Below are 14973 nucleotides of genomic sequence, written 5' to 3'. Positions count from 1 at the left end.
ACAGGGGAACGGACCTTCCTCGAGGCCTCGGACTTCCCCCAAGGGGAGGGCCGTCTCGACCCGGGGCCAAGCCTGGAGCTCGCGGGCTTTCGTTTCTTCGCAGCCTTTGCCCCGGAAGGCGACCCTCGGGTCCCCACCTTCCGGCTCCAGGCGGGGCTTTTGGACTTGGACCTTTACCCTTTGAAGCCGCCGGTGGTCCACCCTCCGGGCTACTCGGGTACGGAAAGGACCGGCCGGATGTACTACCAGTCCTATACCCGCGTCCTGGCCCAGGGCCAGGTCAGAGGAGAAAAGGCGTATGGAGAGGCCTGGCTGGACCACCAGTGGGGGGATCAGCTTCCCGGCCTCCAGGCCACCTGGGACTGGTTCGGCCTCCACCTTTCCACGGGCCAGGAGCTCATGGTCTACCGGGTGAAGGACGCCCAAGGCCAGGTGGTCCAGGTTCTGGGAAGCCTGGTGGACCGGGTGGCCAGGCCTTTTCCTGTCCGGCTCGAGCCCCTAGGGGACTGGACCTCCCCCTCCGGACGCAGGTACACCCTTTTTTGGCTTCTGGAGGGGCCGGGGCTTCGTCTAACCCTTCGACCCCGGTTTTTAGAAGGGGAGATCCTCTCCCGCACCACCCGGGTGGCCTACTGGGAGGGGCCGGTTTTGGGGGAGGGAAGCCTGGAGGGACAGCCCGTTTTGGCCCAGGGGATGGGGGAGTTTGTGGCGGGGTCTTGGCGGCCTTAGGCTAAGCTTGATATACTAAAAGAGGTTTAGTGGATGGGTGATAGGTATGGGTTTACGCGTTCTCGGCGTGAACGCTTCCTCGCGCACCGACGGCTGGACGGCGGAGCTTCTGGATGAGGTTTTAAAAGCGGCGGCGGAAAAGGGGGCCTTAACGGAACGGCTGGATCTGGTCCGGCACCCATTTCCCTTTTGTGCGGGGAACTACTCCCACGACCCCGGCCTCTGCGGCCCGGAGGTCTGCCTCCAAGGGCCGTGGGACGGGTTTGGCCACATCGCGGAAAGGCTTTCCTGGGCGGACGCGGTGGTCTTCGCCACCCCGGTCTACTGGTTCAGCCTCTCGGCCCGGATGAAGGCCCTTTTGGAGCGGATGACTTCTTTGGAAAACCAGGGGATCTGGAACCTGGGGAAGCCCATGGCCCTGGTGGCGGTGGCCGAGGAGGATGGAGCCGCCCAGGCCCTTTCCCAGATGCTCCTTCCCCTGAGCTACATGGGGTTCGTCCTCGCCCCCATGGGCCTGGTCTATACCCACCGCCGGGGCCGGAAGACCCTGGCGGACGACCCGGAGGCCATCCCCGATGCAAAGCGGGCGGGGTGGAACCTGGTGGAGATGGCCGAGAGGCTTAAGGGGGCGGAGTTCAAAGCCCCTGCCCCCCCCTTACAGGTAGACGGGCTCCACAGGGCCGCCCCGCTCGAGGCCCAGTTGGGCCAAGGCGAGGCCTGAGGGTGGGGGGTCCAGAAGGAGAGGGCCCGGGGGGAGGAGCTGGACCTTCCTCTCCGGCTTCAAAACCCGCACCTCCTTTCCCTCCTTCTGGTAAGTGGCCGTGTAAAAGAGGCCGTTGCGCAGTCGAAACGCCACGGTGAGGGGTTCAGGCTTAAGGTGGGGCCAGGCCGCGGCCAAGAGGGAGCTCACCCCCACCACCCGGGCCGAAAGGCCTAGGCCAAGCCCCTCCCCCGCGGCGATGGCCATGCGAAGCCCAGTGTAGGAGCCGGGGCCCAGGCCCACGGCGATGAGGCCGATCTCCTCTTTGCGCACACCCGCCTCGGCCAAAAGGCCCTCCAGGGCAGGAAAAAGCATCTTTTCATGCCCCTTTTCCACCTTCATTACCCGTTCCACCCCCCTTTGGCCGTCCCAAAGGCCCAGGGTCAGGTGGGGCGTGGCCGTGTCTAGGCCCAGGACCCACACACCAGGGAGTATACTCGCCTTATGCCCAAGGGGTATCACGATCGGGTGGCGTTCGTGGACCTGTCCTCGGGACGGGTCTGGTACGAGGCCTACGGCGAGGCTTTTTGGAGGGCGTACCTAGGGGGGCGGGCCTTCGCGGCCTACCTGCTTTTGAAGCGCCTGCCCCGGGGGGCTGACCCTTTAGGGCCGGAAAACCTCCTCATCTTCGCCCCAGGGGTCCTGACAGGCAGCCCCATCTCCGGCTCGGGGCGGAACACGGTGGCGGCCAAAAGCCCCCTCACCGGTGCCTACGGGGAGGCAGAGGCGGGCGGATTCTTCGGGGCGGAGATGAAGAATGCGGGCCTGGATGCCCTGGTGGTGATGGGCCGCGCCGAGGAACCCGTGTATCTGCACGTAGAGGATGGAGAGGTCCGGATCCTCCCCGCCCTCCACCTCTGGGGCCAGGACCCCTTGGAGGTGGAGGCCCGGATCAAGGCCTCCCACGGGGCTTCCACCCGGGTGGCCCAGATCGGCCTGGCGGGGGAGAACCAGGTCCTTTTGGCCAACGTCATCCACGACCTTGCCCACTTCGCGGGCCGGGGCGGCCTGGGGGCGGTGATGGGGGCCAAGCGGCTCAAGGCGGTCTCCGCCCGGGCCAAGAAGGAGACCATGCCCCCCTACCACGACCCTCAGCTCCTCAGGACCCTCGCCCGGCGGATGGCCCAGGAGCGGATGGACCGGGCGGCGGGACTGGTGACCATGGGTACGGTGGGGGCGGTCAAGCCCTTCAACCTCCGGGGGGTCTTGCCCAGCCAAAACTTCTTGGACGGTGTCTTGGAAGGGGCGGAAGCCCTGGATGGGACCAACCTGGATGCCACGGGCATCCGCATCGGCCGGGACACCTGTTACGCCTGCGTCATCCGGTGCAAGCAGGTGGTCCGGATCGAGGGTACGGGGAAGTACGATGTCCGGCCCGAGTACGGCGGACCCGAGTATGAGGGCCTAGGGGCCTTGGGAAGCTCCTGCGGGGTGACCGACCCCTACGCGGTGACCAAGGCCAACACCCTGTGCAACCAGCTGGGCCTGGACGTCATCGGGGCGGGCGTGACGATCGCCATGGCCATGGAGGCGGTGGAGAAGGGGTATCTGGATGACGGAGGGATCGGCCTCCGCTTTGGGAGTGGGGATGCTCTGATCCGGGCCCTCGAGCTCATGGCCCGGCGGGAGGGCCCCCTGGGGGAGCTTCTCGCCTTGGGCTCGAGGCGGATGGCGGAGAAGATCGGCCATCCGGAGCTGGCCATGCAGGTTAAGGGCCAGGAGGTGCCTATGCACGACCCCCGGTACAAGCGGGCCCTGGGGGTGGGGTACGCGGTAAGCCCCACGGGGGCGGACCACAACCACAACCTGCACGACACCGCCTTCGCCAAGGAGGGTTCGGAGGCCCTGAAGGAGCTTCGCCTCTACGGGGACTTCCCCGCTCTTCCCATCCACGACCTCTCCCGGGACAAGATGCGGATGCTCGCCGCCAAGACCAAGGAGCGGGGGTTTGTCAACAGCCTGGTCATGTGCGACTTCGTCCCCTGGAAGGTCCAGGAGTGGCTGGAGGCGGTCTATGCCGCCACCGGCTTCCGGCTTACCCCTAAGGACATTCAGGAGATCGGGGAAAGGACCCTTCAGATCACCCGACTCTTCAACCTGCGGGAGGGGATCCCTCCGGAGGAAGACCGGCTTCCCGAGCGCTTTTTCAAGCCCTTCCGCAAGGGGAGCCCGGAGGCTTTCCTGGATCAAGAGGCCTTCCGGCAGGCCCTTTCCGCTTACTACGAACTCATGGGCTGGGAGAAGGGGGTTCCCCGGCTAGAGCGGCTTAAGGAGGTGGGCCTAGAAGAGTTCCAGGACGCCCTGGCGTAGGAGGGCCTTGAGCGGGGCCTCCCCCACTCTTAGGAGGGCGTACCGGCCCCGAAGCCGGGCCAGGAGGGAAAGGTTGGCCAAATGCTCGGCCAGGGCCTCGAGGTAGGCGGTGCGGGCCTCGTCGTCCACCCTTAGCCGCTCCTGGGTCTCCACGTCCTGAAGGAGAGCAGCGCCCTTGGGGGGGTCCAGTTCCTCCGGGGCGAGGATTTGGACCACGGCCGAGTGGCGCGGCAACAGCCGGGGCCAGGGGAGGGGGTCCAGCCCGTCCGTGAGGAGGACCAGGCCCCGCCCTTTTGGGGCCTCCTGGGGTAGGCCCCGAAGGAGGCGGGCTTTTTTGTCCTCAAACCGGGCGATTTCCAAGAGAAGGCCCGCCACCTCCTCCGCGTAGGCCCGCTTTCCCCAGAGGTCCATGCTGGGGCTCGAGTCCAGGAAGATCGTGAACCGGACCCGCTCCAAAGGGGTTTCCACCCGGGTGTACAGCCGTCCTGTCCGGGCGTAGGCCCGCCAGTACACCCGCCTCAGCTCGTCCCCCGGGGCATAGCCCCTGAGCTCGTAAAACTCCCCTCCCAGGCCAGGCCTTTTCCTCTCCCGCTCCCCCGGATAGGGAAGGGTGGGCCGGAGGGCGATCCGGTACCTCATGGCCGCTGGCTGCAGGGGGGCGTTCGGGTCAGGTCCATCGGCCCGCGGCCGCCGCGCACCGAGTCGGCCCATATGAAAAGCGGGTTTTGCCCCTGGTTTCCCACGCCATCTACGAATCGGGGGGGCCTTTCCCCTGGGGTCCGGGAAGTGGCTTCAAACCAGCCGCCTTTCCCGTTCCCAAGGACAGGGTGGCCCAGGAAGTCCTCCCGGAGCCCCCCGTTTGGGTGGAAGGCTCGAGGCTGCGCGCCGGGCTGGTTAACTCCCACAATCCCAGTGTACAACGCTCAGAAACCTTCTTTAAGGGGGACGATGCGATTGAAAACCAGCCGGTCCGGACGGCTCTCCACAGGGTCTTGCCAGAAGTAGCCCAGGCGTTCCAGCTGGTACCGGGTGTCCGGAGGGTCCTGGGCCACGGAGGGCTCTATCAGGCCCCGCTTCACCACCAGGGCCTGGGGGTTGAGGTTCTTGATAAACTCCCCACCCTCCTCGGGGTCCTTGGTGAGGAAGAGCCTGTTGTACAGCCTAAACTCCGCACTTAAGGCGTGGCGCGCGGAGACCCAGTGGATGACCCCCTTGGGCCTGGCCCCGTCCTTGGGGTTCTGCCCCAGGGTCTCGGGGAGGACGCGGCACTTGAGGGCCACCACCTTCCCCCCTTCCTCCACCACCTCCTCGAGCTCCATTACATAGGCGTGCCTGAGGCGCACCCTCTGGCCGGGGGCGAGGCGTTTCCAACCCTTGGGGGGGGTGAGGCTGAAGTCGGCACGCTCGATGTAGAGTTCCTTGGAGAAGGGAAGGGGCCGTGCACCCTCCTTAGGGATGTCCCAGGGCCAGTAGGGGGCCTGGATCCACTCCTCCCCCTCGTAGTTGACGAGGAGGACCTTTAAGGGGTCCAGGACCCCCAGGACCCTGGGAGCGACGGGGTTGAGGTCGTCCCGGATCACCTCCTCTAAGAGGGCGGTCTCCACCACCCCTTCGTTTCGGCTGATCCCGACCCTTCGCACGAACTCCCGGATGGCCTCAGGCCGCACCCCTCGCCGCCTTAGGCCCCGTAGGGTGGGGAGCCGGGGATCGTCCCAGCCTTGGACATACCCCCCTTCCACCAGCTGGATGAGTTTGCGTTTGGAGAGCACGGTGTAGTCCAGCTCGAGGCGGGCGAACTCGTACTGGTGGGGCCTGGGCTCCTCGGGGAGACCGCACTTCCCCTTGAGGTTTTCAATGACCCAGTCGTAAATCGCCCGGTTGTTCTCGAACTCCAAGGTGCAAAGGGAGTGGCTGATGCCCTCGATGAGGTCCTCCAGGGGGTGGGCGTAGTCGTACAGGGGGTAGACCTTCCACTCCCCCGCGTGGTAGTGCCGGGCGTGGACCACCCGGTAAAGCACGGGGTCCCGGAGCTTGAAGTTGGGATGGGCGGGGTCGATCCTGGCCCGAAGAACCCGGCTTCCCGTGGGGAACTCTCCCTGACGCATCCTTTGGAAGAGCTCGAGGTTTTCCTCCACGCCCCGGTTTCGGTAGGGGCTGGGCTTCCCCTCAGCCCTAAGCCGGCTCATCTCCTCCTCCGGGAGGTCGTCCACATAGGCCTTTCCCTCCCGGATGAGCTGGAGGGCGCACGCGTACATCGTTTCAAAATAATCCGAGGCGTAAAGGACCCGGTCGGGCTCGTACCCGAGCCAGCGGACGTCCTCCTCGATGGCCCGGGCGTACTCCTCCTTCTCCGTCTCGGGGTTGGTGTCGTCCAAGCGAAGGTTGCACTCCCCCTTGTAGTCCAAGGCTAGGCCGAAGTTTAAGACGATGCTCCGCGCGTGGCCGATGTGCAGGTACCCATTGGGCTCAGGGGGAAAGCGGGTGCGCACCTTTGGGTACTTCCCCTCGGCCAGGTCCCGATCGATGATCTCGGTGATGAAGTTCGGGGGTATATGCCGCTCCATGAGCTCATCTTAAGCCCTTGGGTTAGCCTTTAGAAGTTCGGTGGACGCTTTTCAAAGAAGGCCTGGATGCCCTCCTTCAACTCCCCCGTCTCCCGCACCCAGGCGTTGGCCAACGCGGCCAGGCGGAGGCCGTCCTCGAGGCCCATTCCCGGAAGGGCAATCAAAAGTTCCTTGGTCAGGCGCAAGGAGGTGGGAGCGTTTTGGGCCACCTCTTCCGCCAGGGCAAGGGCCTCCTCCAGGGCTTTGCCCGGTGCGGAGATCCGGTTGACCAGGCCTAGGGCCTTGGCCTCCTGGGCCTCCACGAGCCTACCCGTAAGGAGGAGGTCCTTGGCGGCCTTTTCGCCCACGCTCCTGAGGAGGAGCACCGATACCAAGGCGGCCACAAAGCCAATCCTGACCTCGGTGAAGCCGATCCTTGCCGTGGGCTCCATCACCGCCAGGTCTGTGGCCAAGACCAGCCCCGCCCCCCCTGCCACCGCTGGCCCGTTGACCGCGGCGAGGGTGGGCTTGGGAAAGGTGTAAAGGCGGTGGAAAAGGCGCATGAGGCTCAGGGAGTGGCGGTAGTTCTCCTCCGCCCCCATCTCCGTGACTTTCCCTAAGAACTCCAGATCCGCCCCCGCGCTAAAGGCGGGGCCTTCCCCCCAGAGGACCACCACCCGGACCTCGGGGGCGGTTTCCGCCTCCTCCAAGGCCTCGAGGATCCCTTCCACCATGGCTGGGGAGAGGGGGTTTCGCCGCGCGGGATCCGCTAGGATGATGCGGTATATCCGGCCCGCTTCTTTCCGTACCATCCCCTTTATTCTACAGACCGCCCTTGCGCTTTCCCTCCGGTTTGCCCTAAACTGCCCTTAGCCTTAAGGGCGAAGGAGGTGGTGTCGGATCAAGGAATACAGAATCAACGAGCAAATCCGGATGCCCAAGGTGAGGGTGATCGGCCCTGACGGGGAGCAGATCGGAATTATGGATACCCAGGAGGCCTTGCGTCTGGCGGAGGAGAAGGAGCTGGACCTGGTCTTGGTGGGCCCTGCTGCGGACCCGCCCGTGGCCAAGCTGATGGACTACGGGAAGTTCCGCTATGAGCAGCAGCTGGCCGAGAAGGAGGCTCGTAAGAAAGCCAAAAGAACCGAGGTCAAGTCGATTAAGTTCCGGGTCAAAATCGACGAGCACGATTATCAGACCAAGCTCTCTCATATCAAGCGCTTCCTCGAGGAAGGGCACAAGGTCAAGGTCACCATCATGTTCCGTGGCCGGGAGATGAGCCACCCCGAGCTGGGGGAGAGGATCCTAAACCGCGTGGCGGAGGACCTTAAAAGCTTGGCGGTGGTGGAGATGAGGCCCGAGATCCTGGGGCGGGACATGAACATGCTTCTGGCCCCGGTGGCAAAACCTGTGGGCTAGTGCTATACTTTTTGGAGCTTGGGGAGCAGCAAAGACCCCCTCGGGGGCGCTTCCCAAGGGGAGGAGACATGCCGAAGATGAAGACCCATAAGGGCGCCAAGAAGCGGGTCAAGATCACCGCCTCTGGCAAAGTGGTGGCCATGAAGACGGGCAAGCGGCACCTGAACTGGCATAAGTCGGGCAAGACCATCCGGCAGAAGGGAAGGAAGTTCACCCTGGCCGAACCGGAGGCCCGGCGCATCCGGGCGCTTATGCCCTACGAGGGGAGGTAGGGGATGCCGCGCGCCAAGACCGGGGTTGTCCGCCGCCGCAAGCACAAGAAGATCCTCAAGATGGCCAAGGGGTACTGGGGCCTGCGCTCCAAAAGCGTGCGCAAGGCCAAGGAGACCCTTTTCAGCGCGGCCATTCACTCCTACAACGACCGCAAGCGCAAGAAGCGGGACTTCCGCCGCCTCTGGATCGTCCGCATCAACGCCGCCGCCCGCCAGCACGGGATGAACTACTCCACCTTCATGAACGGGCTTAAGAGGGCGGGCATTGCCTTGGACCGGAAGGTCCTGGCCGATCTCGCGGTGCGCAACCCCGAGGCCTTCCAGGCCCTGGTGGAGAAGGCCAGGGCGGCTACGGCCTGAGGATGAGGCGCAAACGGCCCCACCCGAGGGTTCGGTGTGGGGCCATTTGTCTAGGTACATGACCGGCAAGCACCTGACCGGCCTTTGGGTGGCCCTTGTCTCCATGGCCCCGGTGGGGGAGCTTCGGGGCGGGGTCCCCTTGGGGATTGCCCTAGGGCTTTCTCCCTTGGAGGCCGTTTTCTGGGCCACCTTGGGCAACCTGCTGGTCGTCTTCCTCCTCCTTTGGCTTTTGCCCTGGGCGGTGGAACGCTTATCCGGCTGGGGCCTTTTCCGCCGAGGCTGGGAGGTCCTGGAAAGGCGGGTTCGGCTTAAAGGCGAGGGGCAGGTCCAAAAGCTGGGGGCCCTGGGGCTCTTCCTCTTCGTGGCCGTCCCCCTGCCCGGAACGGGGGCCTGGAGCGGAAGCGTTCTTGCGGTGGTTTTGGGGATTAAAAAGCGGTACGCCCTTCCCGCCATCCTTTTGGGGGTAGGGGCGGCTGGGGTTTTGGTGGGCCTAGCGAGCGCGGGGGTGGCGGCGGGTCTAAAGAAGCTCTGAGGGAGGTCGTGGGCGTTTTTCTTGCGCTCCTTTCTTATCTTTTGGGGGCCCTGCCCCTGGGGCAATGGCTCTTCAAGGCCCGGGGTCTGGATGCCCGGTCGGCCTCGGTCTACGCTTTGGGCCTCGAGGCCGCCTGGAAGAAGGTAGGCTGCTGGCTTCTGGCCGCTTTTGTTCTGGATTTTCTCAAGGGGTTTGGGCCGGTCTTCCTGGGCCGGGGCTTTGGGGCGGAGGCCCTTTGGTTCGGCCTCTTCGCCTACCTGGGCCACCTCTATCCCCTGCCCTTTTTCCGCGAGCCTTGGCCCTTGAGGGGGAAAGGGTTCGCCGTGCTCTTAGGGGTGTTGTTTGCCTTGCCCATCCCCTACGTTCACGGGGCCTTGCCCCTCGTGGCCTCCCTGGCGGCCTTGGCCCTCACGGGCTCCTACGCCCTGGCGGCCTTGGCTTTGCCTTTAAGCTTGGCCCTCCTTCTGACCCTCGGCCCTTACCCTCCAGGGGCGGCCTGGGCAGGGTGGGGGCTTTTCCTCCTGGCCCTATGGCGGTTTAAGGAAAACCTGGGGCGGCTCCTCGAGGGCACGGAGCCCAGGCTTGGGGATCCCCTGCCCCTTCCTTCGGAAAGGCAGGTGGTCTGTGCCTTCCTGATCCACCCCCTTACCGTGGAGGACTTCTGGCAGAGCCCCCGTTTCCGCCCCTTTAAGCCCTTGGTGGACCGGGGTCTTTTGAAACTCTCCTGGATAGAGGGCCTGGCGGAGCGCTTCCGCCCCATGAAGGTGGGGGAGGTGCGGGGGGTGAGGACTCTGGACGGACGGGAGGTCCTCTGCCACCTCCTCTCGGCCCCCCTTCTTCCCCACCAGATCGTGGGCAAGCCTCATCTCGCCCTACAGCGGGCCATCCAGGGGGCAAGGCTGGCCCAGGAGCTTGGGGCCACGGTGGTGGGGCTGGGGGCCTTTTGGAGCGTGGTGGGGGATAAGGGGAAGGCGGTGCAGGAGGCGGTCCCAGGGATAGAGGTGACGAACGGCGGGGCCTACACCGCGGGGACCGTGAAGGCCGCCATCCCGTCCATCCTGGCCCACTTTGCGGCCAGCGGCCGGCCGCTCAAGGAGGCCACGGCGGCGGTGGTGGGGGCGAACGGGGTGGTGGCCTTCGGCATCGCCCGGCAGATCGCCCCTTTGGTGGGGAGGCTGATCCTGGTCGGGCGGAACCTGGAGCGCCTGAGCCGGGCGGCGGAGAGCCTCCGGAAAAACCTGGAGCGGAAAGGTCAGCCGCCTGAGCTTTTGGTCACCACCGAGATCGCCGCCATCCGGGAGGCGGACCTGGTCTTTACCGCCACCAGCGACCCCAACCCCGTCATCTACCCCGAGCATGTCAAGCCTGGGGCTTGGATCTATGACGAGGGGGTCCCCCCGGATGTCCACCCTTCCGTTCGGGAGGTGCCTGGGGTGCGGGTGATCCCGGGCGGGGTGGTGCGGCTTCCCGGAGAGGCCCGCTCCACGTTGGACCTTCACTTCGGCGGGCCTGACCAGGTTCCCGCCTGCCTCGCGGAGACGATGATCCTGGCCGCCGAGGGGGCCTTTGACCGAAAGAGTCTGGGCGGCGAGGTGAAGGCGGAGAACATCCAGTTCTTCGTGGAGCGGGCCGAGGCCCTGGGCTTCAAGGTGGTGGAATAGCCGCAGGATGTGGCTCCTCCTTTCCCCTACGGCCCTCGAGGCCCCCTTCCTTAGGGGGGAAGCCTTTTCCTTTCTGGGGAGAAGGGGGCTTCGGGGAGAGGGTTTTGTTTACCTGGAAACCGGGGTTGGCAAGGTGAACACGGCCCTTACCCTTGCCCTTTGGGCCGCAGAAAACCCGGTGGAAAGGGCCCTGCTCTTTGGCATCGCCGGGGCCTACGAGGGAAGCGGCCTGGACCTGGGGGAGGCCGTGCTCGTGGGGGAGGAGGTGGAGGCGGACCTGGGCCTCGAGGCGGGCCTAAAGCCCCTGGGGTTTCCCGCCTGGGAGGAAGAAGGGGTGCGCTATTACAACCGCTTCCCCCTGGATCCTTTCCTGACGGAAGGCCTGGCCCGAACCTGGGGGTTGAAGGTGGTGGTGGGCCTTACCCGGGACCGGATCTCGGAAACCCCCACGGAGGCCCGGCTTCTTTCCAAGCGCTGGGGAGGGCAGGTGGAGAGCATGGAGGGGGCGGCCTTTGCCCGGGCCTGCCTCGCCTTGGGGGTCCCGGGGGCGGAGCTCCGGGCGGTCTCCAACCTGGCCGGAATCCGGGATAAACGGGCCTGGCGGGTGGGAAAGGCCCTGGGGGCCCTGGAAGCCGCCCTCCTCTCCCTTTTGCAAAAGGGGTAGAAAGGGGGGCTAAACCCCCCTGGCCTTCATCCCCGTTTAGGCCTTTTTGAAGAACTCCTCCGCCACCTCCCAGTTCAGGACGTTCCAGACCGCCTGGAGGTAGTCCGCCCGGCGGTTCTGGTACTTCAGGTAGTAGGCGTGCTCCCAGACGTCAATGCCCACGATGGGGGAGAAGCCATCCATCACGGGGTTGTCCTGGTTGGGGGTGGAGAGGACGTGGAGCTTCCCAAAGGGGTCCTTGACCAGCCAGGCCCAGCCGGAGCCAAACCGGCCCATGGCCGCCTGGGTGAGCTTCTCCTTGAGGGCCTGGAAGCCCCCAAACTGCTCCTCGATGGCCTTTTTGAGCTCCCCTACGGGCTCCTTGGCCCCGCCCGGAGTGAGGAGTTTCCAGAAGAGGGAGTGGTTCAGATGCCCACCCCCGTTGTTGCGCACCGCAGTCTGGATCTCCGCGGGCAGCGCGGCCAGGTGCCGCAAAAGCACCTCCACCTCTACCCCGTGAAGATAGGGGTGCTTCTCCAAGGCGGCGTTTAAGTTGTTCACATAAGCCCCATGGTGCTTCTGATGGTGGATCTCCATAGTCTGGGCGTCGATGTGGGGCTCGAGGGCCGTGTAAGGGTAGCCAAGTTCGGGCAGCTTGAACGGATACGGCATAACACACCTCCAAACTCCAGTGTATCCCGTGGGAAGCCCCAGGGTGTGAGCCAGTTCACGCGTGGGGCTTGGCCAGCTTCATGGGCACCACAATCCGGTCGAACTCCTCCTCGCTGAGGTAGCCGAGCTCCAAAGCTGCCTGCTTCAGGGTCTTCTTCTCGCTGAGCGCCTTTTTGACGATCTCCGCCGCCTTGTCGTACCCGATGGCCTTGTTGAGAGCGGTGGCCAGCATGGGGTTTTTCTGCAGGTGCTCCTCAATGCGCTCGAGGTTGGGTTCGATGCCCACGGCCAGGTGTTCATTGAAGGAGTTCACCGCGTCCGCCAGGAGGTCTATGGCCTCCAGGGCCGCGTGGGCCATCACGGGCTTGTAGACGTTGAGCTGGAAGTTGCCCTGGCTATCTGCGAAGCTCACCGTGAGGTCGTTCCCATAGACCCGGACGGCCACCATGGTCAGGGCCTCCACCTGGGTGGGGTTGACCTTGCCCGGCATAATGGAGCTTCCAGGCTCGTTGGCTGGGATGAGGATCTCCCCGATGCCCGCATAAGGCCCAGAGGCGAGCCAACGTACATCGTTTCCAATCTTCATGAGGGCCGCGGCCAGGGTCCGGACGGCCGCCATCACATTGGTGAGCTCGTCATGGGCGGCCAGCGCGGCGAAGCGGTTCTCCGCCACTTTGAAGGGCAGGCCGGTCTCCTCCGCGAGGTACCTGGCCACCTGTTCCCCAAACCGGGGATGGGCGTTCAGGCCGGTGCCCACCGCCGTACCCCCGATGGCCAGGTTGTACAGGCCCTTTTCCATCTCCCGAAGGGCGGAAAGGGCGTACTTAAGCTGGGCGGCCCAGCTTCCGATCTCCTGCCCCAAGGTGATGGGGACCGCGTCCATGAGATGGGTCCGGCCCACCTTGACGATCCCGTCAAAGGCCCGGGCCTTTTCCTCAAAGGTGGCGATCAGCCCCTCCACGGCCTTGTAGAGCACCCGGTTGAGCTCCAGGGCCACCGCCACGTACATGGCCGTGGGGAAGGTGTCGTTGGAGCTCTGCCCCCGGTTCACGTGGTCATTGGGGTGGACATACTTGCTTCCCAAAGGCTTTCCCAGGATCTCCGAGGCCCGGTTGGCGATGACCTCGTTCACGTTCATGTTGGTCTGGGTGCCGCTTCCCGTCTGGAAGACCACCAGGGGGAAGTGGTCGTCCAGCCTGCCCTGGATGACCTCCTCCGCCGCCTGAATGATGGCCTGGGCGATCTCGAGGGGGAGCTCCCCCAGCTCGAGGTTCGCTTGGGCCGCGGCCTTCTTGAGCATTCCATAGGCTCGGATGACCTGGATGGGCATCCGGAAACGCTCCCCGCCGATTCTGAAATTCTCCAGGGAGCGCTGGGTCTGGGCCCCCCAGTACCTGTCCGCGGGAACCTTAACCTCCCCCATCGTGTCCCGTTCAATCCGGTACTCCACGGTCCACCTCCAGCGCTCAGTTTATTCCTCTCGGTGTTCCCCTGGCGGGGAAGCAACTTCCAGCAGGTAGGGGTTCTTGAGGTGGACGGGCGTGGCCCGCAGCCCGGCCCGGAGGTTCAGCCACTCCACGAAGACGGCAAAGCCCATGGCGAAATAGATGTACCCCTTGGGGATATGCACCCCGGAGCCCTCCGCCACCAGGGTGAAGCCGATGAGGAGGAGGAAGCTCAGGGCGAGCATCTTCACCGTAGGGTGACGGTTCACGAACCCGTAGATGCCCTTGGAGGCATAGATCATGATGGCCACGGAAAGCAGGATGGCCGCCACCATCACCCCCACGTACTGGGTCATCCCCACCGCGGTGATGACGGAGTCTATGGAAAATACGATGTCTAAAAGAAGCACCTGAGCGATGACCGCACCAAAGCTTGGGGTGGCCCGGGCTTTTGGGGCGTGGCCTGGTCCCTCGAGGCGCTCGTGGATCTCCTTGACCGCCTTGTAGATGAGAAAAAGCCCCCCGGCCAGGAGGACCAGGTCCTTGCCCGTCACCTCGTGGCCGAGCAGGGTGAAGAGAGGGTGCTTCAAGGCCAGGATGAGGGAGATGGAAAGGAGGAAGAGGATGCGCGTCAAGGCGGCGAGGGAAAGCCCGGTGATCCGGGCTTTGTCCTGAAGTTCCTTGGGGAGCTTGCTGGCCAGGATGCTGATGAAGATGACGTTGTCCACGCCCAGGATGACCTCGAGGAAGGTCAGGGTGAGCAGGGCCGTCCAGACCTCGGGATTCGTCAGCCAGTCCACGGGGAAGAGTGTACCTTAAGGAGTATGGGGCGGGTGGATGTCCTGATCGTGGGGGCGGGCCCGGTGGGGCTTGCGGCGGGGATAGAGGCCAAGAGGCGCGGGCTTTCCGTCCTCCTTTTGGACAAGGGAAGCGTGGCCCACACCGTCTACCGGTTCCCCCGGGAGATTGCCTTTTTTTCCGAGAGCAAGAACATTGAAATCGGGGGCCACCCGATGGTCTCCCTGGGGTCCAAGCCCACCCGCCAGGAGGCCCTCACCTACTACCGCAAGGTGGCGGAGGCGGAGGAGCTGCCCATCGAGACCTATACCGAGGCCCTGGCCATCGAGGGGGAGGAGGGAGCCTTCCAGATCCTGGCGAGGAAAAGGGGCAGGGAACGGGTCTACGAGGCGCGGTTTGTGGTGGTGGCCACCGGCTACTACGATACCCCCAACCGCCTGGAGGTGCCCGGGGAGGACCTCCCCCACGTCTTTTACCGTTGGGAAGAGGCTCATCCCTTCTGCGGGCAGAAGGTGGTGGTGGTGGGGGGGTCTAACTCCGCGGTGGAGGCCGCTTTGCACCTCTTCCGCGCCGGGGCCCAGGTGACCTTGGTCCACCGGGGGGAGTGGGTGCGGCCCAGCGTCAAGTACTGGCTCCTGCCCGATTTTGAAAACCGGGTGAAGGAAGGGGCCATCGAGGTACGGATGCGTTCCCGCGTCCTGGCCATCGGCGAGGAGGCGGTCCTTCTGGAAAGGGACGGAGTAGAGGAACGGCTTTTTGTGGACTTTGTCCTGGTCCAGATCGGCTACCGGGCCACAGACGGGCTCCTGCGGCAAGCCGGGGTGGCATA

At 64.9% G+C, this 14973-nt stretch carries 17 protein-coding genes; 10 read left to right on the top strand and 7 right to left on the bottom strand.

Annotated features, from left to right (window positions below; genetic code table 11):
* Positions 1–729 (top strand): lipocalin-like domain-containing protein (locus C4301_RS06900; RefSeq protein WP_352414364.1); only part of this gene is annotated, 729 nt, incomplete at its 5' end.
* A 46-nt stretch (positions 730–775) separates the two neighbouring features.
* Positions 776–1450: a flavodoxin family protein gene (locus tag C4301_RS06895; RefSeq protein WP_352414363.1), complete on the top strand. Its 675-nt coding sequence runs from the start codon at positions 776–778 to the stop codon at positions 1448–1450.
* On the opposite strand, the gene tsaB is transcribed toward C4301_RS06895, so the two are convergent.
* Positions 1385–1912: a tRNA (adenosine(37)-N6)-threonylcarbamoyltransferase complex dimerization subunit type 1 TsaB gene (gene tsaB / locus C4301_RS06890; protein WP_352414362.1), complete on the bottom strand. Its 528-nt coding sequence runs from the start codon at positions 1910–1912 to the stop codon at positions 1385–1387. The two genes, C4301_RS06895 and tsaB, sit on opposite strands and share 66 nt — an antisense overlap.
* A 21-nt stretch (positions 1913–1933) precedes the next feature.
* Here tsaB and C4301_RS06885 point away from each other — a divergent pair, with 21 nt between their 5' ends.
* A complete protein-coding gene (locus C4301_RS06885) occupies positions 1934–3799 on the top strand; it encodes an aldehyde ferredoxin oxidoreductase family protein (RefSeq protein WP_352414361.1) in 1866 nt (621 codons plus the stop codon).
* Here the strand turns inward: C4301_RS06885 and C4301_RS06880 are convergent.
* From C4301_RS06880 to C4301_RS06870, 3 genes are all read right to left on the bottom strand, one after another.
* Positions 3770–4438 (bottom strand): DUF58 domain-containing protein, encoded by a 669-nt coding sequence (locus C4301_RS06880; RefSeq protein ID WP_352414360.1) that lies wholly within the window; start codon positions 4436–4438, stop codon positions 3770–3772. The two genes, C4301_RS06885 and C4301_RS06880, sit on opposite strands and share 30 nt — an antisense overlap.
* Before the next feature lie 284 nt (positions 4439–4722).
* The gene (locus C4301_RS06875; RefSeq protein WP_352414359.1) at positions 4723–6363 is read right to left on the bottom strand and encodes a glutamine--tRNA ligase/YqeY domain fusion protein; all 1641 of its coding nucleotides are present in this window, start codon (positions 6361–6363) and stop codon (positions 4723–4725) included.
* A gap of 29 nt (positions 6364–6392) precedes the next feature.
* On the bottom strand, positions 6393–7154 hold the full coding sequence (locus C4301_RS06870; protein WP_352414358.1) for an enoyl-CoA hydratase/isomerase family protein: 762 nt from the start codon (positions 7152–7154) through the stop codon (positions 6393–6395).
* A gap of 88 nt (positions 7155–7242) precedes the next feature.
* On the opposite strand from C4301_RS06870, the gene infC reads away from it, so the two are divergent.
* The 6 genes from infC to mqnB all read left to right on the top strand — a co-directional run bounded on the left by infC (position 7243) and on the right by mqnB (position 11250).
* A complete protein-coding gene (infC, locus tag C4301_RS06865) occupies positions 7243–7761 on the top strand; it encodes a translation initiation factor IF-3 (RefSeq protein WP_352414366.1) in 519 nt (172 codons plus the stop codon).
* Positions 7762–7829: 68 nt separating this feature from the next.
* A complete protein-coding gene (rpmI, locus tag C4301_RS06860; RefSeq protein ID WP_352414357.1) occupies positions 7830–8033 on the top strand; it encodes a 50S ribosomal protein L35 in 204 nt (67 codons plus the stop codon).
* 3 nt (positions 8034–8036) lie between these two features.
* Entirely contained in the window at positions 8037–8393 is a 357-nt protein-coding gene (gene rplT / locus C4301_RS06855; protein ID WP_352414356.1) for a 50S ribosomal protein L20, read from the top strand.
* 58 nt (positions 8394–8451) lie between these two features.
* Entirely contained in the window at positions 8452–8925 is a 474-nt protein-coding gene (locus C4301_RS06850; protein WP_352414365.1) for a COG2426 family protein, read from the top strand.
* 8 nt (positions 8926–8933) lie between these two features.
* Complete coding sequence (locus C4301_RS06845) at positions 8934–10586, top strand: glycerol-3-phosphate acyltransferase (protein ID WP_352414355.1); 1653 nt, start codon at positions 8934–8936, stop codon at positions 10584–10586.
* A gap of 7 nt (positions 10587–10593) precedes the next feature.
* Positions 10594–11250, top strand: a complete 657-nt coding sequence (mqnB, locus tag C4301_RS06840) for a futalosine hydrolase (RefSeq protein ID WP_352414354.1) — start codon at positions 10594–10596, stop codon at positions 11248–11250.
* A gap of 36 nt (positions 11251–11286) precedes the next feature.
* Here the strand turns inward: mqnB and C4301_RS06835 are convergent, their stop codons facing one another.
* The 3 genes from C4301_RS06835 to C4301_RS06825 are packed head-to-tail and all read right to left on the bottom strand — an operon-like array spanning position 11287 to position 14146.
* Positions 11287–11901 carry a superoxide dismutase gene (locus C4301_RS06835; protein WP_352414353.1) on the bottom strand — a complete coding sequence of 205 codons (615 nt, stop codon included), beginning with the start codon at positions 11899–11901 and terminating at the stop codon, positions 11287–11289.
* 55 nt (positions 11902–11956) lie between these two features.
* Entirely contained in the window at positions 11957–13351 is a 1395-nt protein-coding gene (fumC, locus tag C4301_RS06830) for a class II fumarate hydratase (RefSeq protein ID WP_352414352.1), read from the bottom strand.
* A gap of 21 nt (positions 13352–13372) precedes the next feature.
* Positions 13373–14146, bottom strand: a complete 774-nt coding sequence (locus tag C4301_RS06825; protein WP_352414351.1) for a TerC family protein — start codon at positions 14144–14146, stop codon at positions 13373–13375.
* A gap of 24 nt (positions 14147–14170) precedes the next feature.
* On the opposite strand from C4301_RS06825, the gene C4301_RS06820 reads away from it, so the two are divergent.
* Positions 14171–14973, top strand: an 803-nt coding sequence (locus C4301_RS06820; protein WP_352414350.1) for an FAD-dependent oxidoreductase, incomplete at its 3' end; no start/stop codon positions are given.

It is taken from the genome of Thermus sp., from assembly GCF_040290245.1.
Taxonomy (GTDB): domain Bacteria; phylum Deinococcota; class Deinococci; order Deinococcales; family Thermaceae; genus Thermus_A.
The sequence above is the reverse complement of the archived record's forward strand: the minus strand, read 5'-3'. Positions and strand labels throughout refer to the sequence as shown.